At 75.0% G+C, this 24,828-nt stretch carries 22 protein-coding genes and 1 pseudogene; 8 read left to right on the top strand and 15 right to left on the bottom strand.

Features of this window, described 5'->3' with window-relative positions; genetic code table 11:
• Positions 1-46 precede the first annotated feature (46 nt).
• Together FB00_RS09760 and eda are read right to left on the bottom strand one after the other, a co-directional pair.
• Positions 47-1,168 carry a sugar kinase gene (locus FB00_RS09760; protein ID WP_047232728.1) on the bottom strand — a complete coding sequence of 374 codons (1,122 nt, stop codon included), beginning with the start codon at positions 1,166-1,168 and terminating at the stop codon, positions 47-49.
• A 3-nt stretch (positions 1,169-1,171) separates the two neighbouring features.
• Complete coding sequence (eda, locus tag FB00_RS09755; RefSeq protein ID WP_047232727.1) at positions 1,172-1,831, bottom strand: bifunctional 4-hydroxy-2-oxoglutarate aldolase/2-dehydro-3-deoxy-phosphogluconate aldolase; 660 nt, start codon at positions 1,829-1,831, stop codon at positions 1,172-1,174.
• Positions 1,832-1,901: 70 nt separating this feature from the next.
• On the opposite strand from eda, the gene FB00_RS09750 reads away from it, so the two are divergent.
• Together FB00_RS09750 and FB00_RS09745 are read left to right on the top strand one after the other, a co-directional pair.
• On the top strand, positions 1,902-2,783 hold the full coding sequence (locus FB00_RS09750) for an IclR family transcriptional regulator (protein WP_082141179.1): 882 nt from the start codon (positions 1,902-1,904) through the stop codon (positions 2,781-2,783).
• A gap of 45 nt (positions 2,784-2,828) precedes the next feature.
• Complete coding sequence (locus tag FB00_RS09745) at positions 2,829-3,212, top strand: universal stress protein (RefSeq protein ID WP_047232725.1); 384 nt, start codon at positions 2,829-2,831, stop codon at positions 3,210-3,212.
• Between the two features lie 63 nt (positions 3,213-3,275).
• Here FB00_RS09745 and FB00_RS09740 read toward each other — a convergent pair whose 3' ends face one another.
• The gene (locus FB00_RS09740) at positions 3,276-4,154 is read right to left on the bottom strand and encodes an SDR family oxidoreductase (RefSeq protein ID WP_047232724.1); all 879 of its coding nucleotides are present in this window, start codon (positions 4,152-4,154) and stop codon (positions 3,276-3,278) included.
• A 143-nt stretch (positions 4,155-4,297) separates the two neighbouring features.
• On the opposite strand from FB00_RS09740, the gene FB00_RS09735 reads away from it, so the two are divergent.
• On the top strand, positions 4,298-4,708 hold the full coding sequence (locus FB00_RS09735; RefSeq protein ID WP_047232723.1) for a winged helix-turn-helix transcriptional regulator: 411 nt from the start codon (positions 4,298-4,300) through the stop codon (positions 4,706-4,708).
• Between the two features lie 3 nt (positions 4,709-4,711).
• Here FB00_RS09735 and FB00_RS09730 read toward each other — a convergent pair whose 3' ends face one another.
• Both FB00_RS09730 and FB00_RS09725 read right to left on the bottom strand, forming a co-directional pair.
• Complete coding sequence (locus FB00_RS09730) at positions 4,712-5,788, bottom strand: hypothetical protein (RefSeq protein WP_047232788.1); 1,077 nt, start codon at positions 5,786-5,788, stop codon at positions 4,712-4,714.
• Positions 5,789-5,790: 2 nt separating this feature from the next.
• Positions 5,791-6,960, bottom strand: a complete 1,170-nt coding sequence (locus FB00_RS09725; protein ID WP_047232722.1) for an SPFH domain-containing protein — start codon at positions 6,958-6,960, stop codon at positions 5,791-5,793.
• 248 nt (positions 6,961-7,208) lie between these two features.
• Here FB00_RS09725 and FB00_RS09720 point away from each other — a divergent pair, with 248 nt between their 5' ends.
• Positions 7,209-7,877, top strand: a complete 669-nt coding sequence (locus FB00_RS09720; protein ID WP_047232721.1) for a nucleotidyltransferase family protein — start codon at positions 7,209-7,211, stop codon at positions 7,875-7,877.
• Between the two features lie 51 nt (positions 7,878-7,928).
• Here the strand turns inward: FB00_RS09720 and FB00_RS09715 are convergent.
• The 3 genes and pseudogenes from FB00_RS09715 to FB00_RS09705 all read right to left on the bottom strand — a co-directional run bounded on the left by FB00_RS09715 (position 7,929) and on the right by FB00_RS09705 (position 13,042).
• A pseudogene (locus tag FB00_RS09715) lies at positions 7,929-10,896 on the bottom strand (molybdopterin-dependent oxidoreductase).
• Positions 10,893-11,774, bottom strand: a complete 882-nt coding sequence (locus FB00_RS09710) for an FAD binding domain-containing protein (protein WP_047232720.1) — start codon at positions 11,772-11,774, stop codon at positions 10,893-10,895. Before FB00_RS09710 ends, FB00_RS09715 begins: the two are co-directional and overlap by 4 nt.
• Positions 11,774-13,042: an XdhC family protein gene (locus FB00_RS09705; RefSeq protein WP_047232719.1), complete on the bottom strand. Its 1,269-nt coding sequence runs from the start codon at positions 13,040-13,042 to the stop codon at positions 11,774-11,776. Before FB00_RS09705 ends, FB00_RS09710 begins: the two co-directional genes overlap by 1 nt.
• A 260-nt stretch (positions 13,043-13,302) precedes the next feature.
• Between FB00_RS09705 and moaA the strand changes: the two genes are divergently transcribed.
• Together moaA and FB00_RS09695 are read left to right on the top strand one after the other, a co-directional pair.
• A complete protein-coding gene (gene moaA / locus FB00_RS09700) occupies positions 13,303-14,409 on the top strand; it encodes a GTP 3',8-cyclase MoaA (RefSeq protein WP_047232718.1) in 1,107 nt (368 codons plus the stop codon).
• Between the two features lie 94 nt (positions 14,410-14,503).
• Positions 14,504-14,770, top strand: coding sequence for a hypothetical protein (locus tag FB00_RS09695; protein ID WP_047232717.1), 267 nt, complete (start codon positions 14,504-14,506; stop codon positions 14,768-14,770).
• 187 nt (positions 14,771-14,957) lie between these two features.
• On the opposite strand, the gene FB00_RS09690 is transcribed toward FB00_RS09695, so the two are convergent.
• The 4 genes from FB00_RS09690 to FB00_RS09675 all read right to left on the bottom strand — a co-directional run bounded on the left by FB00_RS09690 (position 14,958) and on the right by FB00_RS09675 (position 18,876).
• A complete protein-coding gene (locus FB00_RS09690) occupies positions 14,958-15,368 on the bottom strand; it encodes a molybdenum cofactor biosynthesis protein MoaE (protein WP_047232787.1) in 411 nt (136 codons plus the stop codon).
• A 53-nt stretch (positions 15,369-15,421) separates the two neighbouring features.
• Positions 15,422-16,768 carry a gephyrin-like molybdotransferase Glp gene (glp, locus tag FB00_RS09685; protein WP_047232716.1) on the bottom strand — a complete coding sequence of 449 codons (1,347 nt, stop codon included), beginning with the start codon at positions 16,766-16,768 and terminating at the stop codon, positions 15,422-15,424.
• An 84-nt stretch (positions 16,769-16,852) separates the two neighbouring features.
• The gene (locus tag FB00_RS09680) at positions 16,853-18,328 is read right to left on the bottom strand and encodes an NCS2 family permease (protein WP_047232786.1); all 1,476 of its coding nucleotides are present in this window, start codon (positions 18,326-18,328) and stop codon (positions 16,853-16,855) included.
• Between the two features lie 68 nt (positions 18,329-18,396).
• On the bottom strand, positions 18,397-18,876 hold the full coding sequence (locus FB00_RS09675) for a nucleoside deaminase (RefSeq protein WP_047232715.1): 480 nt from the start codon (positions 18,874-18,876) through the stop codon (positions 18,397-18,399).
• A 417-nt stretch (positions 18,877-19,293) separates the two neighbouring features.
• On the opposite strand from FB00_RS09675, the gene nhaA reads away from it, so the two are divergent.
• Positions 19,294-20,709 carry a Na+/H+ antiporter NhaA gene (gene nhaA, locus FB00_RS09670; RefSeq protein ID WP_082141178.1) on the top strand — a complete coding sequence of 472 codons (1,416 nt, stop codon included), beginning with the start codon at positions 19,294-19,296 and terminating at the stop codon, positions 20,707-20,709.
• A 694-nt stretch (positions 20,710-21,403) separates the two neighbouring features.
• On the opposite strand, the gene FB00_RS09665 is transcribed toward nhaA, so the two are convergent.
• On the bottom strand, positions 21,404-21,952 hold the full coding sequence (locus FB00_RS09665) for a DsbA family protein (RefSeq protein WP_231581792.1): 549 nt from the start codon (positions 21,950-21,952) through the stop codon (positions 21,404-21,406).
• Between the two features lie 129 nt (positions 21,953-22,081).
• Positions 22,082-23,212: a DUF2235 domain-containing protein gene (locus FB00_RS09660; RefSeq protein ID WP_047232714.1), complete on the bottom strand. Its 1,131-nt coding sequence runs from the start codon at positions 23,210-23,212 to the stop codon at positions 22,082-22,084.
• Between the two features lie 147 nt (positions 23,213-23,359).
• Here FB00_RS09660 and FB00_RS21060 point away from each other — a divergent pair, with 147 nt between their 5' ends.
• Positions 23,360-24,478, top strand: a complete 1,119-nt coding sequence (locus tag FB00_RS21060; protein ID WP_156186357.1) for a M15 family metallopeptidase — start codon at positions 23,360-23,362, stop codon at positions 24,476-24,478.
• Between the two features lie 15 nt (positions 24,479-24,493).
• On the opposite strand, the gene FB00_RS09650 is transcribed toward FB00_RS21060, so the two are convergent.
• Positions 24,494-24,772, bottom strand: coding sequence for an acylphosphatase (locus FB00_RS09650; protein ID WP_047232713.1), 279 nt, complete (start codon positions 24,770-24,772; stop codon positions 24,494-24,496).
• Between the last annotated feature and the right edge of the window lie 56 nt (positions 24,773-24,828).

Below are 24,828 nucleotides of genomic sequence, written 5' to 3'. Positions count from 1 at the left end.
CCCTGGTCCTGCGGCCCGGCACGGCGGGAGACGGGAGGCGGCCCGGTCAGCGCTGCACGCGCGCGCTGCCGCCCGACGCGAGCTTGCGGACCTCGGCGAGGGACGCCGTCGAGGTGTCGCCCGGCGTCGTCATCGCCAGCGCGCCGTGCGCGGCCCCGTACTCGACCGCCTCGTGGATCGAGCCGAGCTCCATGAGCCCGTACGCGAGGCCCGACGCGAACGAGTCCCCGCCGCCCACGCGGTCGAGGATCTCCAGCCCGGGGCGGTGCGTCGCCTCGGCGAAGCCCTGCACGCGCGACCACGCGATCGCGCCCCAGTCGTTGACGGTCGCCGTCTTCACGCCGCGCAGCGTCGTCGCGATGACCTGGAAGTTGGGGTACTCCTCGGCGGCCCGCGCGATCATCGCGCGGAAGGCCCCGGTGTCGAGGTCGGTGAGGTTCTCGTCGACGCCCTCCACCTCGAAGCCGAGCGAGGCCGTGAAGTCCTCCTCGTTGCCGATCATCACGTCGACGTACCGGGCCAGACGGCGGTTGACCTCCTGCGCGCGCTCGACGCCGCCGATGCCCTTCCACAGCGACGGTCGGTAGTTGAGGTCGTAGGACACGACGGTGCCGTGGCGGCGGGCGGCGGCCATGGCCGCCTCCGCGACGTCGGCGGACGACTCGGACAGCGCAGCGAAGATGCCGCCGGTGTGGAACCAGCGCACGCCGCGGCCGAACACGTCGTCCCAGTCGACGTCCTCGGGCCGGAGCTGGGCGATCGCGGTGTTGCCGCGGTCGGAGACGCCGACCGCGCCGCGCACGCCGAACCCGCGCTCGGTGAAGTTGAGCCCGTTGCGCACGGTGCGCCCGATGCCGTCGTACTCGCGCCACTGCACCCAGCGCGTGTCGAGGCCGCCGGTGAGCATGAGGTCCTCGACGAGCCGGCCGACCTCGTTGTCCGCGAGCGCGGTGACGACCGCGCCGCGCAGCCCGAACGCCCGGCGCAGCCCGCGCGCGACGTTGTACTCGCCGCCGCCCTCCCAGGCGTCGAAGCTGCGGGCCGTCTTGATGCGACGCTCGCCCGGGTCGAGGCGGAGCATGACCTCGCCGAGGGCGACGACGTCGTAGGCGCACTCGGCCGCGGGGCGGACGGCGAGCGGGGGCTGGTTCTGGGTCGTGTCGGGCACGGGTCAGGCTCCTTCGGCGGGGTGCGGGGCGGTCGCGGCGAGCTCGACGGCCTCGCGCGTCCGGCGGGTGATCTCGGCGGTGTCGCCCGCGCGCACGAGCGCGGCGTCGACCATCCACGAGCCGCCGGCGGCCAGGACGGACGGCAGCGCGAGGTAGTCCAGGAGGTTGGCGGCGCTCACGCCGCCGGTCGGCACGAAGCGCAGGCCGGGGAACGGCGCGGAGAACGCCTTGACCGCCGCCGGACCGCCGACGACGTTCGCGGGGAAGAGCTTCACGGCGTCGAGGCCGAGGTCGAGCGCGGCGATGACGTCCGACGGCGTCGCGACCCCGGGCAGGACCGGCACCCCGACCTCCTGCGCGCGGCGCACGACGGCGGCCGAGAGCCCGGGCGAGACGAGGAAGCGGGCGCCGGCCTCGACGGCCTCGTCGACCTGGGCCGCGTTGACGACGGTCCCCGCACCGACGAGCACGTCCGGCACCTCGCGCGCGATCGCCGCGATCGCGGCGCGCGCGCCCGCGGTGCGGAAGGTCACCTCCGCGACGGGAAGGCCGCCCTCGCGCAGCGCGCTCGCGACGAGCACGCCCTGCTCCGCGTCGTCGACGACGACGACCGGCACGACGCGCGCGCGTGCGATCGCCTCCAGGGGTCCGTGGGATGACATCTTCGCTCCGTTTCGTTATGGTGAACGCCCGTTGTTCACTACGGAACGCACTCTAGGCGAAGGAGCGACGTTGGCGGAAGCCGGGACCACGCCGTCGGGAACCCCCCAGCGCGACGAGCACGCGACGACCGGCCCGGGCAGCAGCCCGCTCGGGAGCGTGGACAAGGCGCTGACCGTGCTCGAGGCGCTCGCCGGGGCCGGTCCGGCCGGGGTCGCGCTCGGCGACCTCTCGCGCTCGCTCGGGCTGCACAAGGCCTCGCTGCACCGCACGCTCGCCGCGCTGCGCTACCGCGGCTACGCCGAGCAGGACGCCACGACGGGCGACTACCGGCTCGGGCCGGGGGCGACCGCCCTCGCGACGGTCTATCTCGGCGAGGAGAACCTGCCCGCACTCCTGCACCCCGTGCTCGTCGCGGTGTGCCGGGCGACCGACGAGCTCGTCCACCTCGGCGCCCTCGCCGGGACCGAGATCGTCTACCTCGACAAGGTCGAGCCTGCGCGCGCCGTCCGGGTCTGGTCGGCCGTGGGCCGTCGCCGCCCCGCGGCCACCACGGCGCTCGGGCGCGCGCTGCTCGCCCACCGGCCGCTCGACGACGGCGCGCTCGCCTGGTACGCCGCGGCGGCCCCCGACGAGCACCCCGTCACGCCCGCCGCCCTCCGCGCGACGTGCGACGAGACGCGGGCGAGCGGGTTCGCGACGGAGACCGAGGAGAACGAGCCGGGCATCAGCTGCGTCGCCCTCCCCATCCTGCGGGGCGGGCAGTCCGTGGCCGCCGTGAGCGTCACCGCGCCGGCCGAGCGCCTCGGCGCACGACGGCGTCGTGAGATCGAGTCGGTCCTGCGCGACGTCGTCCCGCCGCTGCTGCCGCCGACGCTCGCCGTGCCGGAGGCGGTGCTCGCGGGCGCCCCGCTGCCGGGCGCGCGTCGACCGGCGACGGGGCGCGCCCTGTGAGAGAGTTCAACCGCAGCACGACGGAATGACGGAAGGGCCCGCGCGATGACCGTCCTCGTGGCGTACAACGACTCCCCGCAGGGCGAGACCGCGTTCCGGGCGGCGGTCGCCGAGGCGGTCCACCGTTCGACCGCCCTCGCGGTCCTCGTCCTCACCCCGCAGGACGCCGACGCGGGCGTCCCCGCGACCCTCGCGCACCTGCTCGACACGCTCCCCGCCGGGGTCGCGCGCCCCGAGATCACCTACCGGTCGGAGCACCTCGACCCGGCCGAGGCGATCATCGAAGAGGCCGAGCGCACGGCGCCCGACGTCGTCGTCGTGGGGGCGCGCAAGCGCTCGCCGGTGGGCAAGTTCCTGCTCGGCAGCACGACGCAGCGCGTGCTCCTCGACTCGCCCGTCCCGGTGCTCGTGGTGAAGGCGTCCCACTGACGCCCTCCTGACGGGTGTCGCGACGCGGCCGCCCGGTCCCCCGGACGGCCGCGTCGCGACGTCTCAGCCCTGCGCGACGGCGGCGCGCAGCCCGTCGACCAGCGGCGTCGTCGGGCGGCCCAGCAGTCGCGCGAGCTCCCCCGACGTCTCGGCGAGCAGCCCGTCGCGGATGTTGGCGTCCAGCGCGACGACGAACCCGGCCGTGCCCTCGTCCAGCCCCGCCCCGAGCAGGAACGCCCGGTGCTCGTCGGGGCTCACGCGCCGGTAGGTGACGGGGCGCCCGAGCACCTCGGCGGCCGCGGCGGCGAGGTCGTCGAACGTCCACGCGACGTCGCCGCTCAGCTCGTACACGGCCCCCGCGTGCGCGGCGGCGTCCGCCTGCGCGGCGAGCGCCACGACCGCGGCGGCCTCGGCGTAGTCGGCGCGGCTCGCGCTCGCGACGCGGCCGTCGCCCACGCTCGACACGAGCTCGCCGGACTCCCGGGCGCCCAGCACGTCGCCGACGTAGTTCTCGGTGTACCAGTTGTTCCGCAGGATCGTGGTCGCGAGGCCCGACGCGGCGAGGAGCTCCTCCGTGGCCTTGTGCTCGGGCGCGAGGACCAGCGCCGAGGTCGTGGCGTGCGGCGCGCTCGTGTAGACGACGCGCGAGACGCCCGCCGCCCGCGCCGCGTCGACCACGTTGCGGTGCTGCTCGACGCGCTGCCCGACCTCGGAGCCCGAGACGAGCACGAGCACGTCGACGCCCGCGAGCGCCACCGCCAGGGTCTCGGGTCGCGCGTAGTCGGCCTCGCGGACCTGGACGCCACGGTCGGCGAGGTCGGCGACCTTCGCCGTCGTGCGCGCGGCGGCGACGACCTGGGACGGGTCCGCCCCGTGCGCGAGGAGGGACTCGACGACGAGGCGGCCGAGGTGGCCGCTGGCTCCGGTGACGGCGATGGACATACGAGGGCTCCTTCGGTGCGCGAGGGCACGACCGGACGGCCGTGCCGTCCCAGCATGCGCTTACTTTTCGAAAGTGCAAACCAAAAGAGCGTGCGACCTATCTCACAGTGCTGCGATCCTCGCCGGCGCCGTATCCTGGGGCGATGACGACCGACGCACGCCTCGTGGAGGACCCCGGACCCACCGACGCGATGGTGGCCGACGTCTTCCAGCGCGGCTGCACGTCGCGGCACGTCCTCGAGGCCGTCACCGGACGGTGGGGCGTGCTCACGGTCGCGGGCCTGCGCGACGGCGCGGTGCGGTTCAACGCGCTGCGGCGCCGCATCGACGGGGTCAGCGAGAAGATGCTCGCCCAGACGCTCCAGTCCCTCGAGCGCGACGGCATCGTCGTGCGCGAGGTGCGCGCGACCATCCCGCCGCACGTCGAGTACTCCCTCACCGACCTCGGGCGCCGCGTCGCCGACAGCCTGACGGGGCTGCTCGACGTCCTCGAGGGCTCGGTCGCGGAGGTCGCGGCGTCCCAGCGCGCGTACGACGAGCGCCGGGACGCCTGAGGCTCACGTCTGCGAGCGCAGGTACCAGAGCACGAGCGCGGCGACGACGAGCAGCCCGGCCAGCACGGCCAGGACGATCTTGCCGACGCTGTAGGGGCGCCGCCCGATCACCTGGCCCGTGTTGGCGTTGACCATGACCTGCCACTGCTTGCCCGCGTACACGTACGTCGCGATCCACAGCGGGAGCAGCACGAGCTTGAACATGACGTCCGCGTAGGCGGTGCGGATCGAGCCGACCCGCTGCTCGTCGCCCCCGATGTCGCGCTCGACGTCGTCCTTGATCACGGGCGCCATCTTCTGCTTCGCGCGGTCCAGACCTGCCGGGGGCTCGACGTCGTACCGGGCCGCCGCGAACCCCGCCAGGTACTCGGCGCGGAACGGCACCGCGTGCGACAGCGGCCACGGGCCGAGCTTCGACAGGTCACGCTCGGCCACCTGCGACGTCGCGGGGACGAGCACGTCGTCGAAGTCACGCGCGACGTGCCCGGAGACGGGCGTCCAGCTCACGCGCCGCTCCTGGCGCTCCTCGTCCCCGTTCTTGACGGTCACGTAGTAGGCGTCCCCGCGCTGCCCCGAGTACGCCGACGACGTGCGCGCGTCGAACGTCCAGTGGGGCACGTACGAGCCGTGCAGGGACTCCGTGTCCCCGACCTTCTTCAGCTCGCCCGGCGCGAACCAGCGCGAGCGCACCCAGCGCCGGAACGCGTCGCGCGCCTGCGCCTGCTCCACGCCGAACGGCACGACCGCCTCCGGCTGCACCAGACCGTCCGTCTCGGCCGCCGCGACGAGGTGCCCGCCGCAGAACCGGCAGGCGACCGACAGGTCCGTGCCCTGCGTCGTCGCGCCGCAGCCGTCGCACGTGAGCAGCCGCGCGTCGAGGATCCCGGCGCGCACCCCGCCCTGCGCCGCGGCCCACGCGTCGAACGAGTGCTCGTCGACGGCGTCGCCCGGCGCGTGCACGATCGCGACCGTCCCGCCGCACGCGACGCAGCGCAGGTGCTGCGTCCCCGGCGCGTACGCGAGCTGCGACCCGCACGCGTCGCAGCGCGTGCGGACGAGCTCTCCCTGGGTGTCGCTCACCGTCAGCCCGCCGCCGGACCGGTCGGGGCTCCGGCCGGGGCGCCGGTCGGGGGCAGCGGCGGGGGCGTCGCCGCGAACAGCGGCGCGAGCGCGGGGACCTCGCCCGCGGCGGTCCATGCGGCCATCCCCTGCTGCCACACGAGCGACTCGCGCGTCACCTCGCCGGACCGGACACGGCCCGCGAGGTCCGCCGTCGTGCCCGGACCGGACTGCGCGCCGCCGACCGCCCAGTACCAGGGCGACTCCGCAGCCGGCAGGGGCGGCGGCCCGGCGGGCGGCGCCGGGGCCGGGGTCGGGTGGGCTGCCGTCGTCCCCAGCGACTGCGCGAGCTGCTGGCCCATGGCCGCCCCGAGACCCATGCCGGCGCCGAGCCCCAGCCCGTCGCCCGCGCCCCCGGGGTTGGCGGCCGCGGTCTCGATCGCGTTCGCCGCCTGGAACTTCGTGTACTGGTCGAGGTTCCCGACGACGGCCATCTGCGTCCGCTTGTCGAGCGCCGCCTCGACCTCGGGCGGGAAGGAGACGTTCTCGAGGACGAAGCGCGGCACGGCGATGCCGTACTCCGACAGGTCCTCCGAGAGCTGGCCCGCGAGCCGCGTCGCGATCTCGCGCTGGTTCGCGGCGAGGTCGATCGCCGCGACGCCGGCCTCCGCGAGCGCCGGGCCGAGCTGGCCGACCACGAGGCGGCGGAAGTAGTCGCCGATCTCGTCGGTGCGGAACTGCGGGTCGGTCCCCACGAGCTGACGCAACAGCGCCGACGGGTCGACGACCTGGAGCGCGTACGTGCCGAACGCCCGGATGCGGACCGCGCCGAGCTCCGGGTCGCGCAGGATCACCGGGTTCTGCGTGCCCCACGTGAGGTCGGTGAACTGGCGCGTCGCGACGAAGTACACCTCCGCCTTGAACGGCGAGCTGAACCCGTACTTCCAGCCCTGGATCGTCGACAGGATCGGCAGGTTCTTGGTCTCGAGCGTGTACGTGCCCGGCCCGAACACGTCGGCGAGCCGGCCCTCGCTGACGAAGACGGCGCTCTGCCCCTCGCGCACGACGAGCTTCGCCTGGTTCTTGATCTCGTTGCCCTGGCGCGGGAAGCGCCAGACGATCGTGTCCCGGCTCTCGTCGAGGAACTCGATGATGTCGATCAGCTGGCCGCGCAGCTTCTCCATGAAGCTCATCCGGACTCCTTCGCTCGTCGTGCGGGACGGCCGTGCGCGACCTGGCGTGCGGGCACGCCGGCCCGCCGCGGTCGCCCCGGCGCGCCGAGCATAGCGGCATCCCAGCCCGCCGATGAAACCCCCAAGGGTTGGTAAAACCGACTGGTCGCCGCGGGGTCGCTCTCGGGCCGCCGAACCCGGGGTCGCTCCCCACGGAGGCGGCCGTCCGAGGAGGGATCCCGGGTTCGGCGGCGGCCTATCCTGGCCGGGTGCCGAACCCGCCGACGACCGCGCCTGCGACGCCCACCGTCGCCGTGCTGCTCGCGGCCGGGGCGGGGACGCGGCTCGGGCGCGGGCCCAAGGCGCTGCTCCCCCACCGCGGCGGCACGCTCGTCGAGCACACGACCCGGGTCCTGCTCGTCGGCGGGTGCGACGCCGTCGTCGTGGTCCTCGGCGCCGAGGCCGAGCGCGTCCGCTCCGGGTCGCGGCTCGACGACCCCCGGGTCCGCGTCGTCGACAACCCGGGCTGGTCGTCCGGCATGGCGTCGTCCCTGCGCGTCGGCGTCGCCGCCGCCCTCGACCTCGCTCCCGCCCGGGTCGTCGTCGCGCACGTGGACCAGCCCGGCGTCGTGCCCGACGACGTCGCGCGCCTCCTGGCCGCCCACCGCCCCGGCCGCGTGGCCGCGTCCCGCTGGGCCGCCGCCGTCGGCCCGGAAGCTCCGGCGAGAACGGACCGCCCGCGCTGGTCCCACCCGCTCGTGCTCGACGCCGCGCTCGCCGCGCCCGCGGCCGCGAGCGCCCACGGCGACCACGGCGCGCGCGACCTCCTGCGCGCCCACGCCGACCTGATCGACGTCGTCGACCACCCGGGCGACGGCCGCGACCTCGACACCGAGGCCGACCTCGACCTCCTCGACCCCCCACCCGCCCCCCGCTGAGTGCATGAAATAGTCGCGCCCGAGGCCGTTCGACGCGACCATTTCATGCACTCAGCGGGCGGTGGCGGCAGCCTTCAGACCTAGGTAGACCCGGTCTCGGGCTAGCGGGAGCTCCGTGAATCGCACGCCCGTCGCGGCGCGGATCGCGTTGGCGAGCGCGGGGGCCACCGGGTTGAACGGGCTCTCGCTCATCGACTTCGCGCCCATCGGGCCCACGGTGTCGGCCGTCCGCGCGAAGTAGACCTCGCTGCGGGGGGTGTCCGCGAAGGTCGGCAGGTGGTACTGGCGGAAGATGTCCGTCGTCACGCGGCCCGTCTCGTCGACGATCACGTTCTCGTAGAGCGCCGCGCCGAGGGCCTGCGCGATGCCGCCCTCGACCTGGCCGCGGCACTGGCGCGGGTTGACGACCTCGCCGGCGTCGGCGGCCTGGACGGACTGGAGGATGCGGATCTCCCCCGTCCCGCGGTGCACCGCGACCCGGAAGCCGTGGACGTTGAACGCGACGGAGCGCGGGGTGCCCGCCCCAGCGCCCCTCAGCGACGAGCGCGATCCCGGCGTCGGCGGCCGCGCGCGCGACGTCGGCCAGCGGCAGGACCGTCCCGGCGCAGTCGACGCCGCCGGGCACGAGCCGGCAGTCGCCGGGCGCGGCGCCCGCGACGCCGGCGGCGACCTTGAGCACCGCCTCGGCGAGGTCCTGCGCGGCGGCGAGCGACGCCTTTCCCGCCACCACGGTGCCGGTAGACCCGAACGCGCCGGTGTCGTGCTCGACGAGGTCGGTGTCGGACTGGCGCACGACGACGTCCCCGGCGTCCTGCCCGAGCGCGCTCGCGACGAGCTGGGCATGGACGGTCGTGGTGCCGTTGCCGAACTCGGCGGTCCCGACCTCGGCCTCGACCACGCCGTCGGCCCGCAGCCGCACGCGCGCGTGGGAGTAGTGCCCGCGAGGGGGCACCGTGTCGATCATGGAGAGCGCGGTGCCCTCGCCCACACCCCACTCGGGGCCGAGGTCCGGGAGCGCGTCCGGCCCGGACCCCACGCCCGCCCCGTACGTGGCGACGTCGCGGGCCCGGCCCCGCGCGAGGGCGTCCGCGGCGAGGTCCAGGCACTGGTCGAGCCCGTAGCTGCCGTAGAGCACGTCCTCCTCGGGCGTCGGGTGCGTGGAGAGCATGGGGTCGCCGTCGAGCACGACGTTGCGCCGCCGCAGCTCGAGCGGGTCCATGCCGAGCTGCTGCGCGAGCTCGTCGACGGCGGACTCGACGGCGAAGATCATCTGCGACAGCCCGTACCCGCGGAACGCGCCCGCCGGCACGGTGTTCGTGTAGACGCAGTGGGCGTCGACCTTCTTGTTCTCGCACCGGTACACCCCGAGCGACTCGCCGCACCCGTGGAACATGACGCCGGGCCCGTGGTTGCCGTACGCGCCCGTGTTGCTGAGCACGTCGAGGTGCAGCGCGGTGAGCGTCCCGTCGCGGCGCGCGCCCGCGCGCACCCGGATGCGGAAGGGGTGGCGCGTCGTCGTGCCCACGAACTGCTCGGTGCGGGTCAGCTCGAGCTGCACGGGCCGCCCGAGCCGCAGCGTCGCGAGCGCCGCGACGTCCTCGGTGAGCACCTCCTGCTTGCCGCCGAACCCGCCGCCCACGCGCTCGCACAGCACGCGCACGCGCTCCGGGTCGAGGTCGAGCACGCGCGCGAGGTGGCGCCGCGCGAGGAACGGGACCTGCGTCGACGAGCGCACGACGAGGCGGCCGTCGTCGTCGAGCGACGCGACGGCGCAGTGCGTCTCGAGCGCGGCGTGCTGCACGCGGTGGGTGCGGTACGTGGCCTCGTGCACGACGTCGGCCTCCACGAGACCGCGCTCGACGTCGCCGAGCTCGGAGTGCACCTCGGCGACGACGTTGGCCTCGGGGCGAGAGACGCGCGCGTCGGCGGCGTCGAGCTCGGGGTGCACGAGCGGGGCGCCGGGCGCCATGGCCTCCTCGGGGTCGACGACGGCGGCCAGCACCTCGTACTCGACGCGGACCCGGCGCACGCCCTCCTCGGCCGCCGCGACGGTCTCGGCGACGACGGCGGCGACGCGCTGCCCGACGTGCCGCACGACGTCGTCGAGGACCCGCGTGTCGTCGGGGTCGTCGGTGAACAGCTCGTGCTGCGCGGTCGAGAACCGGGTCGCGGGCGCGTCCTCGTGCGTGAGGACGGCGTGCACCCCCGGCACCGCGAGCGCCGCGGAGGTGTCGATCGCGACGACCCGCGCGTGCGCGTGCGGCGACCGCACGAGCTTCATGTGGAGCAGGCCCGGGTAATCGGCGGGGTCGACGTCGAGCGTGTAGCGCGCCGTCCCGGTGACGACCCCGCGCCCGGCCGGCGCGGGGACGTCCCGCCCGAACGCCGAGGTAGAGGCGTGGTCCGCCGAGGTAGAGGCGTGGTCCCTCGAGGGAGAGGCATGGTCAGCGCCCGACGGGGCGCGCTCCCCCGTGCCCGGGGCGGTCCCCGTCGTGTCGCCGCGACCGAGGACGGCGTCCTCGATCGCGCGGTAGCCGGTGCAGCGGCACAGGTTCCCCTTGAGGTTGCGCGGCAGGTTCGCGCGCTGCGCGTCGTCGAACGTCGCGGCGGTCATGATCATCCCGGCGGTGCAGAACCCGCACTGGAACCCCTGCGCGTCGAGGAACTGCTGCTGCACGGGGTGCAGCGCGTCCTGCGGGCCGTGGGGGTCGTGGTCGCACACGCCGCGCTCGTCCCCATCGACCCCACCGCCGGCGCACGACGTCGCCGCGAGCCCCTGGATGGTCGTCACCTCGTGGCCCGCCGCCCGCCGCGCGGGGTAGACGCACGAGTGCACCGGCACGCCGTCGACGTGCACCGTGCACGCACCGCAGTCGCCACCGTCGCAGCCCTTCTTGACGCCGAGCGCGCCCTGCTCGCGCAGGTACGTGCGCAGGCACTGCCCGGCGCGAGGCTCGCCCTGTGCCGCGCGGCCGTCGATCGTCACGGGCGGAGCCGGGCGGGGGTCGAGCGTGGTCATCGGAGGCCTCCGTCCGAGGTCGTGCCGTCGAGGAGCCCGGTGAGGAGCTCGGAGCGGATCTCCTCGCCGAGGCGGTAGGTCATGTCCCGGCGCCACTCGGGCAGCCCGTGGATGTCGTCGTGGTAGAGGTCGGGCGGGATCGCGGCGTCGAGCGCGGCGGCGAGGTCGGCGGCCGTGGGCGGCGCGTCCGCGGGGAAGCGGAGCTGCACGGGCCGTCGGGTCGAGGCGGTGACGGTCAGGACGAACCCTCCCCCGGCGTCCGGCGGGTCGACCCGACCGATCAGCAGCACCCCCGAGCGCCCGAGGTTCGAGAGGGACAGGCGCCGGAACGCGGTGCGCGAGCGCAGCGCGTGGTCGGGCACGCGGATCGCGCGCAGGAGCTCGCCCGGCGCGAGCGTGTTGCGCAGCTCGCCCGTGACGAGCTCGGCGACCGGTTGGGTCCGCCGGGTGCCGCCCGGTCCCCAGACCTCCGCGACGCCGTCGAGCGCGGCGGTGAGCGAGATCATCGGGCCCGCGGGCAGGGACGTGCAGACGTTGCCGCCGACGGTCGAGGTGTTCCAGATCTTGAAGGACGCGACGAAGCTGTCGCAGCACGGGCGCACGAGGTCCAGCGCTGACCAGCGCTCGCGCACGGGCACGGCCTGGCGGCTCTCCTCGAACGCCCACAGCTCGGCGACCGTGCAGGTCGCCGCGATCTCGAGGCCGTCGTCGGTGACGGTGAGCGCGGGCCACCCGGCGCTCGTCAGGTCGAGCAGACGCCGCAGCGTCTGGCTGCCGTAGGAGAACAGGACGGTGCCGCCCGCGAGCCACGCGTCGCCCGCGCGCCAGTCGGCGGGGTCGGCGGTCGGGACGAGGTCGGTGACGGTGCTCAGGTCCATCAGGAGGCCTCCTCGGGGAGCGGCGCGGCCGCGGTCGCGGGGTGGTGGGCAGGCGACCCGGACGGCGGGTCGGCGTGGATCGGCCCGTCCGTGCCGCTCAGCGGGACGACGGCGGCCCGGCCGTGCCGGGTCGCGACGAGCTCCGCGGTGATCGAGACGGCGACCTCTTCCGGTGTGACGGCCCCGAGGTCCAGGCCGATGGGCGAGCGGAGGCGCGCGAGCGCCGCCTCGGTCACTCCTTCCGCGCGCAGGGCGGCGACGCGCTGCGCGTGCGAGCGGCGCGAGCCCATCGCCCCGACGTACGCGAGCGGCAGGTCGAGCGCGAGCCGCAGGAGCGGGACGTCGAACTTCGCGTCGTGCGTGAGGACCGCGACGGCCGTCCGGGCGTCGATGCGCCCCGCCCCGGCCTCCGTAGCGAGGTACCGGTCCGGCCACTCGACGACGACCTCCGCCTCGGGGAAGCGGCGCGGCTCGGCGAACACCTCGCGCGCGTCGACGAGGGTCACGCGGTACCCGAGCAGGCGCACGTGCCGCACGAGCGCGCCGGCGAAGTCGTTCGCCCCGCACACGAGGAATCGCGGCGCGGGCTGGCGGGTCTCGACGAGCAGCGTGACGGGCTCGACCTCGTCGCACGCGTCCGCGGGTGCACGGTCCGGGCCTGGGTGCGACGACGGGCTCGCGGCAGCGCCGGGCGCACCGTGCGCCGCGTGGACGGTCGCCGTGCCACCGGCGCGCAGGACGGCGACCACCTGCGCGGTCGCGGCATCGAGGGCGTCGGGTCCGACGAGGTCGCGGATCGCCGCGGCGACGGCGTGCTCGCTCGCGGTCGCGGGATCGTCGACGAGCGCCGCCGTGCGGCGCGATCCGTCGATCCGGCGCACGAGCGCCACAGGCTCCCCACCGCCGTCGGGCCGTGCCACGACCGCGGCGAGCGCGCGCGCCGCGTCGTCGCCGGGGAGGACGGGCTGGACGTGGACGTCGAGCGTGCCGCCGCAGCTCAGCCCGACGGCGAACGCGTCCTCGTCGCTGTAGCCGAACGTCTCGCGGTGGCTCGCGCCCGAGGCGATCGCGTCGAGCGCGGCGGCGTGCACCGCGCCCTCGACGCACCCGCCGGACAGGCTGCCGAGGACGGCGCCGTCGGCGCGCACGGCCATCGCGGTGCCGACCGGTCGCGGCACGGAGCCGGACGCCGCGACCACCGTCGCGACGGCGAACGGGGGCTGCCCCGGGCCGAGCCACGGGGCGAGCTGGTCGACGATCTGGAGCATCGTGGGCCTCGCTTCCGCCAGGGTGCCGGCGAACCGGCGTCCTTCCAGTGAACCCTTGCGGTGAGTCCCCTGCGTGTCCGAGGTCGCGTCCGCTGTGACGCGCCGGAAACACAGGGCTTGAATCCGCCCTGGAACCCTCGCCACATGGTCCGCGAGTGTTCCGCTGAATGGAAGTCAACTTCCATTCGACGGACTCCACGCTAGCACGGGCCGGAACCGCTGGTCACGGGTCCGGCGTCAGGAACGTCTACGATCGGGCCATGACCGCGGTCTCGCTCGGGATGCCCAGGCTCCGGTCGATCGCGCCCGCGGCCGGCCCGCCGGACCTCGACCCGGGTCGTCCTGCGACCGACGCGCTCGTCGACCGCTACGGGCGTGTGGCGCGCGACCTGCGCATCTCGATCACCGAGAAGTGCTCGCTGCGCTGCACCTACTGCATGCCCGCGGAAGGGCTGCCCGCGATCCCCCGCGAGGACCTCCTCACCCCCGACGAGATCGGCCGCGTCGTGCGCGTCGCCGTCGACCGCCTCGGCATCACCGACGTCCGGTTCACGGGCGGCGAGCCGCTCATGCGCCGCGACCTCGTGGACATCCTGCGCGCCGCGCGCGCGTCCGCGCCCGACGTGTCGCTCTCGCTGACGACCAACGCGATCGGGCTCGACAAGCGCGTCCACGAGCTCGTCGCCGCCGGCCTCGACCGCGTGAACATCTCGCTCGACTCCGTCGACCGTGCGGACTTCGCGCGCCTCACGCGCCGCGACCGCCTGCCCGACGTGCTCGCCGGGATCCGCGCCGCGCTCGCCGCCGGGCTCGCGCCGGTCAAGCTCAACGCGGTGCTCATGCCCGAGACGCTGGCGGGCGCGGCCGACCTGCTCGCCTGGGCGGTGGACCACGGGTGCCACCTGCGCTTCATCGAGCAGATGCCGCTCGACGCCGACGGGCACTGGACGCGGGACGACCTCGTCTCCGCGACGGACCTCCTCGCCGTGCTCGGCACCCGCTTCGACCTGCTCGAGGTCGGCCGTGACGACCCGTCCGCACCCGCCGAGGAGTGGCTCGTCGACGGCGGACCCCAGACCGTCGGGATCATCGCGTCCGTCACGCGCTCGTTCTGCGGCGCGTGCGACCGCACGCGCCTCACGGCCGAGGGCACGGTCCGCTCGTGCCTGTTCGGCGACGACGAGACCGACCTGCGCGCGATCCTGCGCTCCGCCGACCTCGCCGAGGACGAGCGCGACGACGCGCTCGCCCGCGCGTGGCAGGGCGCGATGTGGCGCAAGCCCCTCGCGCACGGCAGCGACGCGCCGACGCTCGCCGCCGACGCGTTCGCGCCGACGTCGCGCAGCATGGGCGCGATCGGCGGCTGAGCGTCGCGACGGTGGCGCAGATCATAGGGTGAAGCCGGTCACCACGACGCGTCTGTCCAGGTCACGCGCGACGGACCTTCCTACCATGGATGCCGTGACGACGATCTCCCCTGCACCCACGAACCGCCCCGCGACCTCCGACGTGCCCACGACGACGCCGGACAACACCACCTCCGCGCTGCCGATCTACCGCACCGACGAGCGCTCCGACAGCTGGAAGGCCGGGACCAAGAGCGTCCTGGGCGCGGCGATCGGCGCCGTCGTCGGGGTCGTCGTGCTGAGCTGGTTCGGCCTCGTCCTCGGCACCGCCGTCGGGCTCGGCATCGGCATGCTGCTGGACAACCGCCCCGCCGCGCGCTGACCGACCCGTCCCAACCCCGGCCCGCGCGACGAGCGCGCGACCGGGAGCGTCCCGCCCGACATCGTCGTCGCTCGGCGGATCCCGCAGACCGACGCACGAGAGGCGAGAAGCAGCCCCTCCCCGGCCGTGACCGGGGGCCGCTTCTCGCCTCTCGGCGTTCGTCGGCGCAGTCCCGTGGAGCGTGCCGCTACAGCCCGACCCACTCCGAGACGCCGTCCTCGAAGTGCTGGCGCTTCCAGATCGGCACCTCGGCCTTGATGCGCTCGACGAGCAGCGAGCACGCCTCGAACGCCTCGCGGCGGTGGCCCGCGGCCGCCGACGCGACGAGCGCCACGTCGCCGATCCCCAAGGTCCCGTACCGGTGGACGGCGGCGACCCGCAGCCCGGTCTCGGCCGCCACGCCGGCCACGCACCGCCGGATCACCGCGGTCGCGTCGGGGTGCGCCTCGTAGTCGAGCCGGCTCACGCCGCGGCCGCCGTCGACGTCGCGCACGACCCCGCGGAACGTCACGACGGCGCCGCACTCCGGGCTCGCGACCGCCTCCTCGACGGCGCGCGACACCACGTCGTCCAGCACGTCGGTCGTCACGCGGCTCACGCCCGCGGCCGCCGCCCCCTGGGCAGCGACTGCGGACTCGCCCTGCGTCTCGCTCACAGCTCTCGTACCTCCACCTCGGTCCCGGCGTCCCACTCTTCCACGTCGGCGGGGACGTCCACGAGCACGTCCGCCCGCGCCATCGACGCGACGAGGTGCGACCCCGCTCCCCCGACGACGCGCACCGTGCCGCCGGGGCCGGTCGCGCCGCGCAGGAGCTGGCGCTTGCCCGCGGGCGACGAGAGCGCGTCGGCGAGGACCGCCGTGCGGACCCGGTCGACGGCGGGCAGCCCCGCCGCGCGCTCGAGCGGCTCGCGCAGGAACATCGCGAACGACACCTGGGCGCTCACCGGGTTGCCCGGGAACGTGAGCACGGGCGTCCCGTGCACGGTGCCGAACCCCTGCGGCCCGCCGGGCTGCATCGCGACCGACCGGAACGTGACGCTCGGCGACATCGCCCGGCCGACCTCCTGGTCGGCGTCCGGACCACCGACAGCGCCGGAGCCCGCGAGCACGTCCTTGACCACCTCGTACGCCCCCTGCGACACGCCGCCCGACGTCACGACGAGGTCCGCGACCGCGGCGGCCTCGGCGAGCACGGCGCCGAACCGTGCGGCGTCGTCGCCGCACCGGGCCGTGAGCACCACGTCGCCGCCCGCGCGCCGGACGGCGGCCCCGAGCGCGTCGGCGTTGGCGTCGAAGACCTGCCCCGGCCCCGGCGTCTCCCCCGGCGCGACGAGCTCGGACCCCGTCGACAGGACGGCGACGCGCGGCCGGGCGACCACGCGCACGCTCCCCACCCCGCACGCCGCGACGGCGGCCAGATGGTGCGGCGCGAGGACGGTGCCGTCCGGCAGGAGCACGTCCCCGGGCCGGACGTCGGAGCCCGCCTCGCGGACGAAATCGCCCACCGACCGCGGCACCCGGACCTCGACGGCGTGGCTCGCGCCGGGACCGGACACGTCCCCGGTGGGAGCCGCGGTGTCGGGTCGTGGCGTGCCCGAGAACGTCCCCGCCACGGTGTCCTCGACGGGCACGACGGCGTCCGCGCCCTCGGGCACCGGCGCGCCGGTCATGATGCGGGCCGCGGTGCCCGGCGCGAGCCGCGGCGGGACGCCCGGCGCAGCGGGGATCTCCGCCGCGACGGCGAGCCGGACGGGCGCGTCCGCGCTCGCCCCGGCGACGTCCGCGGCTCGGACGGCGTACCCGTCCATCTGGGAGTTGCGGAACAGCGGGACGGCGACGGGCGCGACGAGGTCGCCCGCGAGGACCCGGCCGAGCGCGGCGGCGAGGAGGACGTCCTCGGTGCGCGTGCGCCGTCGGGCCGCCTCGACGAGGGGGGCGAGGAGCGCCGCCACGTCCGCGCGGTGCTCGTCGACGCTCACGCGCGAATTGCCGGCCATGCCACGTCCTCCCTCGGTGCCGTGCACGCCGACGGGCCACCCGGAGGAGCGGGCGACCCGTCGGCCGTGCGGTCGATGTCGAGGTCAGCCTCCCACGACCGCGGTCAGGGGACCGCGCACGAAGTACACGACGAACCCGGCCGCGACCACCCACAGGAGCGGGTGGACGTCGCGCGCCTTGCCGCACGCGAACCGCAGCAGGACCCACGTGACGAACCCGATGCCGATGCCGTTCGCGATCGAGTACGTGAGCGGCATCGTCACGATCGTCAGGAACACCGGCAGCGTCACCGTGAAGTCGGTGAGGTCGATCTCCTTGATCTGGCCCATCATCATCGCGCCCACGACGACGAGGACCGCGCTCGCGACCTCGATCGGCACGACCGCCGTGAGCGGCGTGAGGAACATCGCGACGAGGAACAGCCCGCCCGTGACGACCGAGGCGAGGCCCGTGCGCGCGCCCTCGCCCACGCCCGCGGCCGAGTCGACGAACACCGTGTTCGACGACGACGACGTCGCGCCGCCCACGACCGCGCCCACGCCCTCGACGACGAGCGCCGACTTGATGCGCGGGAAGTTGCCGTCCGCGTCGGCGAGGCCGCCTTGCTTGGCGAGCCCCGTCATCGTGCCCATGGCGTCGAAGAAGTTCGTGAAGAACAGCGTGAACACGAGCATCGTCGCCGCGAGCGCCCCGATCCGGTCGAACGCACCGAACGAGAACTGCCCGAACAGGCTGAGGTCCGGCACGGAGACGAGGGAGCTCGGCAGCGTCGGGACGGTGAGGTGCCAGCCGCCGGGGTTGTCGTCGGACGCGGGACCGAGCTGCAGCACGGCCTCGGCGACGATCGCGACGACGGTCGTCGCGACGAGCCCGATGAGCAGCCCGCCCTTGACCTTGCGCGCCACGAGGATGCCCATGGTCAGCAGACCGACGACGAACACGAGCGTCGGGACCGAGGTGATCGACCCGCCGTCGCCGAGCTGGACAGGCGGTCCACCCGGGGTGCGCGTGACGAACCCCGCGTCGACGAACCCGATGAACGCGATGAACAGGCCGATGCCGACCGTGATCGCGGCCTTGAGCTGGCGCGGGACGGCGTTGAAGATCGCCGACCGCGCGCCCGTCACGGCGAGCAGGACGATGAGCAGGCCGTTGACGAGCACGAGCCCCATCGCCTCGGGCCACGTGACGTCGCCGATGACGGCGACGGCGAGGAACGAGTTGATGCCCAGCCCGGCAGCGAGCGCGAACGGGAGGTTCGCGACGAGGCCGAACAGGATGGTCAGCCCGCCGGCGGCGAGGCCGGTCATCGCGCCGACCTGCGCCGTCTGGAGCCACCCGCCCGCGACGTCGACGGGCGCGTTCTCGGCGCTCGTCCCGCCGAGGATGAGGGGGTTGAGGATGACGATGTACGCCATCGCGAAGAAGGTCACCAGGCCGCCGCGGAGCTCGCGCCCCGTGGTCGAGCCGCGCTCGGTGATCTTGAAGAAGCGGTCGAGCCGGCCGGTGGCCGGGCCGGTACCGCGTGCGTCGTCGTTCTCGGCGGTCTCCCGCCGCATGCCGAGGAGGGTCACGTCCTTGTGTCCTTTCGGTGCGAGATCGCGGTGCTGAACGGCGCGGCGGCCGGTCAGTACTCGATCCGGGACTCGAGGACGCGCCAGGCGTCGAACGGCGCGGTGGCGGTGGCCGTGCGCTCGTGCACGACCTGCATGCTCCGGTCGGCGGGGTCGGCGGCGAAGAAGTCGTAGAACTCCGCGTCGTCGAACCCGGCGTTCGCGGCGTCGTGGCGGTCGGCGGCGAAGTACACGGTCTGCACACGCGCCCAGAGTGCCGACGCGAGGCACATGGGGCACGGCTCGCAGCTCGAGTAGAGCGTCGCGCCGGTGAGGTCGAACGTGCCGAGCGCGGCGCACGCGCGACGGATCGCGGTGACCTCGGCGTGCGCGGTGGGGTCGTTGTCCTGCGTGACCCGGTTGTTGCCCTCGAACACCTGCCCGTCGGCGGTGACGATCACGGCGCCGAAGGGTCCTCCGGCGTTCGCGACGCTGTCGACCGCGAGGGCGACGGCTCGGTCCAGGTGTGCTGCGTCCACGACAAGAGTGTCCATGGTGAGTCTCCACGGTTCGGGCAGCGACGCCGGGTGCTCCGCCTCCGGCTTCCGGCTCGTCGGTGACCCGGGAGGAGGCGGCCGGCGGGCCGCTGCAGGCGAGTTGTCACTTCCGCCTGGTAGGTAGCTGCCGGTGTCGGATCGATCGCGTCGACCACCGAGCGTGTCGCTCGGCCCGGGCCCGCCGTTGGCATTCACGACGCTAGCAGCGCGTGACCGACGACACAAGGCTTTCGGAAGAACTTTTCCACAGTGTGGACAACCGGTGGAGAGACCGGATCCCGCGGGCCCGTTGCGGAAGGAACTGCCGCCCGGAAGAGTTGTCCCAGCGCAGGTCCGACCCACGGTCGGACCGCAGGTACCGACCGAAGGTCCGACGCCGGGGGCGTCGCCCGTCCCCGACCACCCGGAGGCCCCGTGACCGAACCCGCTCCGCCGTCGTCGTTCCCGATCGTCCGCGTCCCCGCCCGGCCGGGCCCGCCGCTGCGCTTCCAGCTGCGTCCCGTCGCGCCCTCCCTGCGGTCGTTCCTCGCGACCGAGGCGGGCGGCGCGGTGCTGCTGCTCGTCGCGACCGTCGTCGCGCTCGTCTGGGCGAACTCCGCCTGGTCCGGCGCGTACGACGACCTGTGGTCCGCGACGGCGGGCTGGCACGTCGGGCCGTGGTCGTTCGAGATGGACCTGCACCACTGGGTCAACGACGCCGCGATGGCCGTCTTCTTCCTCGTCATCGGGCTCGAGATCAACCGCGAGGTGACGAGCGGCGAGCTCCGCAACCGGCGGACCGTCGCGGTGCCCGCCCTCGGCGCGCTCGGCGGGCTCGCCGTCCCCGCCCTCATCTACGTCGCGTTCAACGCCGGCTCGCCCGCGCAGCACGGGTGGGGCATCGTCATGTCGACCGACACGGCGTTCCTCGTGGGGATCCTCGCCCTGTTCGGACCGCGCTGCCCGGACCAGCTCCGGCTCTTCCTCCTCACGCTCGCCGTCGTGGACGACATCGGCGCCATCACGGTCATGGCGCTCTTCTACACCGACGACCTCTGGCTCCCGGGGCTCCTCGTCGCCGCCGTGCTCGTCGTCGTCATCCTCGCGCTGCGCTGGCTCGGCGTCTGGCGGCTCACCCCGTACGCGCTCGCCGGGATCGCGCTGTGGGGCGCGGTCTACGCGTCCGGCGTCCACGCGACGCTCGCGGGCGTCCTCGTGGGCCTGCTCGTGCCGTCGCGCTCGTCGCGGCCCGTGGACGTCGCCGTCGTGCCCAAGTACGCCAAACGCCTCGCCCAGGAGACGACGGCGGAGCGCGAGCACCTCACCGAGCTCGCCGCGCGCGCGGCCGTGCCGACGAGCGAGCGCCTCCAGCGCGTCCTGCACCCGTGGAGCGCGTACGTCGTCGTGCCCGTGTTCGGCCTCGCCAACGCGGGCGTGCAGCTCGACGCCGAGTCGCTCCGGACCGCGGCGACGTCGCCCGTGACGATCGGCGTCGCCGTCGCGCTCGTCGTGGGCAACGCCGTCGGCATCTTCGGCGCCGCGACGCTCGCCCTGCGCCTCGGGCTCGGCGACCTCCCCGGTCGCGTGCGCTACTCCCACCTGCTCGGCGGCGCGATCCTGGCCGGCATCGGCTTCACCATCTCGCTCTTCATCGCCGAGCTCGCGTTCGACGACGAGGCCCTCATCGAGCAGGCCAAGATCGGCATCCTCGCCGGCTCGCTCGTCGCCGCCGTGCTCGGCTCCCTCGCGCTCCGGTTCGTCGGCGAGCGCTGGCCCCTGTGCTCCCCCGGCGCCGACGGCCCCCCGCCCGAGCTCCCACCCCTCCCCTGGCGCCCACCCGCGACCTCCTGAGCACCCCACCCCCGCTGAGAGAGCCCCGGGCCGCCGAGGTAGAACCGTGGTTGTAGCGGGGCGGCTGTGGTCGGGTCTCAGGCCCGCGGGGTCGGGTCCGCGGCGCGGGTGGCCTCGGTGCTCGGGGCTGCGGCGCCGTCACTCTGGTCTGTCGGCCGTGGGTTTGAGGAGCGCCGCTCTGACGCCCCTTCGCATCCGAGCCCACCCCCACCGCTCGGCGATCGTCTCGCCCGGGACGTCGCTCGCCGCTCGCGACCATCGAGCGGCCCGCCGGAGCCAGTACGCCTGTGGCGACTCGGCACGAGCCCGACCAGGCCGGCCCGGCGGTCGAGCAGGCGACAAGGACGCGTCCCGCGCGCCGGACGCGCCCGAACCACCTGCCCGCGTGACGGTCCCGCGACCGGCGACTGTCCCGGCGCGGCGGTGCGGCGACCCGGCCGGTCGCGCGGCCTGGCCGGCCGCGCGGCGCGGGCCGAGCCCCACCCCGCGGGCGGTCGCCCAAGGTGAGCAACGACCAGGGTGAGACGGAGCAGGGCGGGGTGGGTGGTGGTGCCGCGTCGTGGCGGGCCTGGCGGGAGCCGCGAGGAACGAGCGGCGGATGGTAGACGCGGCACCACCACCCACCCCGACCACCCAACCCAACCACGCGCCGTCGAGCACAAGAACCACGGCTCCACCTCGCGCGACCGGGGTTCTACCTCGGCGCGGTCACGGACTCGATCGCGGCGCGGAGGCCGTCGGCCGTGACGCGGCCGCGGTAGCGGGCGCCGTTGACGAACAGCGTCGGGGTGCCCTGGACTCCCGCGGCGAGGGCGTCGGCGTAGTCGCGCTGCACCGGTGCGGCGTGCTGCTGCGCGGCGTCCCCCACGACGGACGCGCCGTCGAGGCCGAGCTCCTCGGCGCGGTCGGCCAGGCCGGCCTCGCCGAGCTGGTCCTGGTGCTCGAACAGCGCAGCCTGCATCTCCCAGAACCTCCCCTGCGCCGCGGCGGCCTCGACCGCGAGCGCCGCGGAGAGCGCGTGCGGGTGGATCTCGAACAGCGGGAAGTGCCGGAACACGAGGCGCACCTGGCCGGCCGACGCCTCGACGACCTGCCGCAGCACGGGCGCGGCGGCGGCGCAGTACGGGCACTCGAGGTCACCGAACTCGACGATCGTCACGGGCGCGTCCGGGTTGCCGAGCACGTGCGCGTCGGCGGGGACGAGCTGGTCGGCCGGGATCGGGGCTGCGGTCTGCTCGCTCACGTCGCCCAGCATGGCACGGGGTCGGCGCGTCGCACCCGGCGAGCGGACGACGGCGTCCCCCGCACCCGTGCAGACCTCGCGGGGTGTCCGCGTGCGGGCCGTCGTCGACGTGCGCGACCGGCCGTTCCCTCACGCGAGGACCAGCGGCCGGTCCTCCCGGATCCCGCCGGGGATCGGCTCGACGAGGTGCTCCAGGCCCGGCCCGGCGCTCTCGCGCCACCACGTGACGTTCCGGGCGTGGCGCGCGTACTCGGAGGCGGGGTCCGCGGTGAGGTACGCCGCGGTCTGGGCGAGGTACACGGCGTCGACGGTGTCGGGCGGGGTGGGCACCCCGGCGAGGACGCGTCGGTCGCCGCGGAAGCGCGGGCGCGGGTGCATGCGCTTGAGGAGGTTGAGCGCGCCGAACAGCAGTCCGGGGCGGAACCGGCACACGAGCTCGTCCTCGTGGTGGAGCTGCGCGAACAGCCGGTCCTCGTCGAACGACAGCCCGCGGGAGACGGCCTCGCCGACCATCCACAGGAGCGCGGTGTCGGAGAGCGCCCGTGCGCGCGCCCCGCCGCCGACGTCGCTGTGCCCGCCGGGGAACCAGACCTGCTTGACCCGCGCCGCCATGGAGACGGGCACGTCCCAGAGGCACGGCTCGAACGTGATGCGGCGGTCGTCGATCGCGAGCGCCTGGCGGGCGCACTCGACGTCGGTCGACAGGCGCAGGTCGTGGAACCGGCTGCGACGCCGGGACAGCCCGGGGACCCCGAGCGCGCCGACGGTGTCGAACACGCCGAGGAACGCGACGGGGACGTGGTCGTGGCAGTGCTCGGCGCGGAAGGCGGCCGCCTGCTCTGCCCGCTGGGCGGCGTCGCGCACGCGGTAGATCCGCTCGGCGTCGCACAGGTGGTCGCGCGCGAGGGAGTCCTGGGTGAGCAGCCCGACGGTCGCGACCATGCCGACGACGCTCCGGGCCGTGTACGCGCCGCGACTGAACCCGAACACGTAGATCTCGTCGCCGGGCTCGTAGTTGAGCGCGAGGTGGCGGTACCCGGCGACGACGTTGCGCGTCAGCCCGTACCCGAACGCCCCGCCGAGCAGGCGGTCGACGAGATAGCCCTGCGCCCCGACGCCCTCGACGGAGAACACCATCTGCTGCACGCCGTCCGGTCCGATGCCGGTGCGGACCGAGCGCGCGATCTTCTCGATGTTCGACACGCTCGCGTTCACCGGCGAGTTCCACGTGCCGTCGCAGCACAGCACCAGGCGCTTCATGACCCCTCCCCAGCTCGCCCCGGCACCGTCGTCGGGGACACCATCTGGGGAGGGCCCGGCAGGGTTCGTGATACTTCGGTGAGCGTCTCCTCGCTCACCCGCCGAACGGTCCGAGGGGCGGCTGCCGGTGGCGTAGGTTCTGGCGGTGTGACCGTCACGAGCGCCCCCTCCTCCACCGAACCCTCGGGCTACCCGACCGGGCGGGAGCGGCGGCACGCCCGGGGGACGCGCCGGCACCGGGGCGTGTGGGTCGCGGTCGTCGTGACGCTGGCGCTCCTCCTCGGGGCCGCCGGCGGCGGGCTGGTCTGGTACCGGGGGTCGACGTACGACGACCTGGCAGCGCAGACCACCACGGCGCAGGCCCTGCTCACGACGTCCGACGGGAAGGTCGCCGACCCCGCCGTCCGGGACGACCTCACGCTCGAGGTCGACGACGCGCGCGCCCTGCTGGGTGCGTCGTTCCTCGATCGCATGACGACGGGCACGACGGGAGCGACCGCGTCGCTGGAGCAGGCGTCGCAGGCCGTGCACGCCTCGATGCTGGAGCACGCGCGCGCCGAGGTCGAGGCGGCCCGCACGAGCCTGGCGCCCGTCCAGGAGCGGGGCGAGAAGATCTACGCCGCGACGGAGGGCCTGGGTGCCGACGAGGCGGTGCGCACGCGGCTCCGGGAGGCGCTCGACGCGGCCGCGACGACGTCGGAGACGGCCGGGAGCGGTGCGTCCGCCGACGACCTCGCCGCGCTGGAGCAGGCCGTGCTCGACCTGGAGGCGGGCCTGGCGACCGTCGCCACGTCGACGGAGGAGATGTCGACCGCGCAGGACGCCGTCTCCTGCCCCGCGCCGGACCAGGTGTGGGACCCCGACGGCGGACGCGTGCCCGACTCCGCCCTGGCCGCGATCCCGTGGTCGCCGTCGGACCGGGTGCGCGCCGAGGTGCTCGACGGGCTCGTCGCCCTCGACGCGGCCTACCTCGAGCGGTTCGGCGTGCACCTGACGATCAACTCCTCGTACCGCACGTACGAGGAGCAGGCGGACCTCTACGACCCGTCGTCGCCGATCGCCGCGCCGCCCGGCTGCTCGAACCACGGCCTGGGCTTCGCCGTCGACCTCGGCGGCGGCGTGCAGGCGTTCGGCACCCCGCAGTACGAGTGGCTCAAGCAGAACGCCGAGACCTACGGCTGGACCCACCCCGACTTCGCCGAGCCCGACGGGCGCGTGCCCGAGCCGTGGCACTGGGAGTCGGTGCTGGCCCGCGCGGACGACTGAGCCGCCCGCCGCGACTCAGGGCGACCATGCCCCCGGGCCCGCGTCCTGGTCGACGTCCACCCGGGTGACGTGCCCCGGCGTCGGGCCGTCGCGCAGCCACGCCACGAGCCGGTCGACCGCGCTCCGGGGCCCGGTCGCGACCACCTCGACGGTGCCGTCGGGGCGGTTCGTCGCGGCTCCGTCGAGCCCCAGCGCGACGAGCCGCTCGCGCGTCGCCCAGCGGAAGCCGACGCCCTGCACGCGCCCGTGCACGACGGCTCGCAGGGCGACCGGAGCGTCGGGAGCCCCCGTCACAGGTGCACGTGCGCCGGGACGCCCGTGGACGACTCGATGTCCGACTCGGCGTCGTC

This window comes from Cellulosimicrobium funkei (genome assembly GCF_001019615.1).
GTDB classification, from domain to species: Bacteria; Actinomycetota; Actinomycetes; order Actinomycetales; family Cellulomonadaceae; genus Cellulosimicrobium; species Cellulosimicrobium cellulans_E.
The sequence above is the reverse complement of the archived record's forward strand: the minus strand, read 5'-3'. Positions and strand labels throughout refer to the sequence as shown.

What these genes read in the sequence shown, in the direction of transcription:
- glp (WP_047232716.1), bottom strand. Translation starts at nt 16,768, where the DNA reads ATGGCCGGCAATTCGCGCGTGAGCGTCGACGAGCACCGCGCGGACGTG.
- FB00_RS09710 (WP_047232720.1), bottom strand. Translation starts at nt 11,774, where the DNA reads ATGGACCTGAGCACCGTCACCGACCTCGTCCCGACCGCCGACCCCGCC.
- FB00_RS09735 (WP_047232723.1), top strand. Translation starts at nt 4,298, where the DNA reads ATGACGACCGACGCACGCCTCGTGGAGGACCCCGGACCCACCGACGCG.
- FB00_RS09725 (WP_047232722.1), bottom strand. Translation starts at nt 6,960, where the DNA reads ATGAGCTTCATGGAGAAGCTGCGCGGCCAGCTGATCGACATCATCGAG.
- FB00_RS09660 (WP_047232714.1), bottom strand. Translation starts at nt 23,212, where the DNA reads ATGAAGCGCCTGGTGCTGTGCTGCGACGGCACGTGGAACTCGCCGGTG.
- FB00_RS09740 (WP_047232724.1), bottom strand. Translation starts at nt 4,154, where the DNA reads ATGTCCATCGCCGTCACCGGAGCCAGCGGCCACCTCGGCCGCCTCGTC.
- FB00_RS09680 (WP_047232786.1), bottom strand. Translation starts at nt 18,328, where the DNA reads ATGCGGCGGGAGACCGCCGAGAACGACGACGCACGCGGTACCGGCCCG.
- eda (WP_047232727.1), bottom strand. Translation starts at nt 1,831, where the DNA reads ATGTCATCCCACGGACCCCTGGAGGCGATCGCACGCGCGCGCGTCGTG.
- FB00_RS09705 (WP_047232719.1), bottom strand. Translation starts at nt 13,042, where the DNA reads ATGCTCCAGATCGTCGACCAGCTCGCCCCGTGGCTCGGCCCGGGGCAG.
- FB00_RS09675 (WP_047232715.1), bottom strand. Translation starts at nt 18,876, where the DNA reads ATGGACACTCTTGTCGTGGACGCAGCACACCTGGACCGAGCCGTCGCC.
- FB00_RS09745 (WP_047232725.1), top strand. Translation starts at nt 2,829, where the DNA reads ATGACCGTCCTCGTGGCGTACAACGACTCCCCGCAGGGCGAGACCGCG.
- moaA (WP_047232718.1), top strand. Translation starts at nt 13,303, where the DNA reads ATGACCGCGGTCTCGCTCGGGATGCCCAGGCTCCGGTCGATCGCGCCC.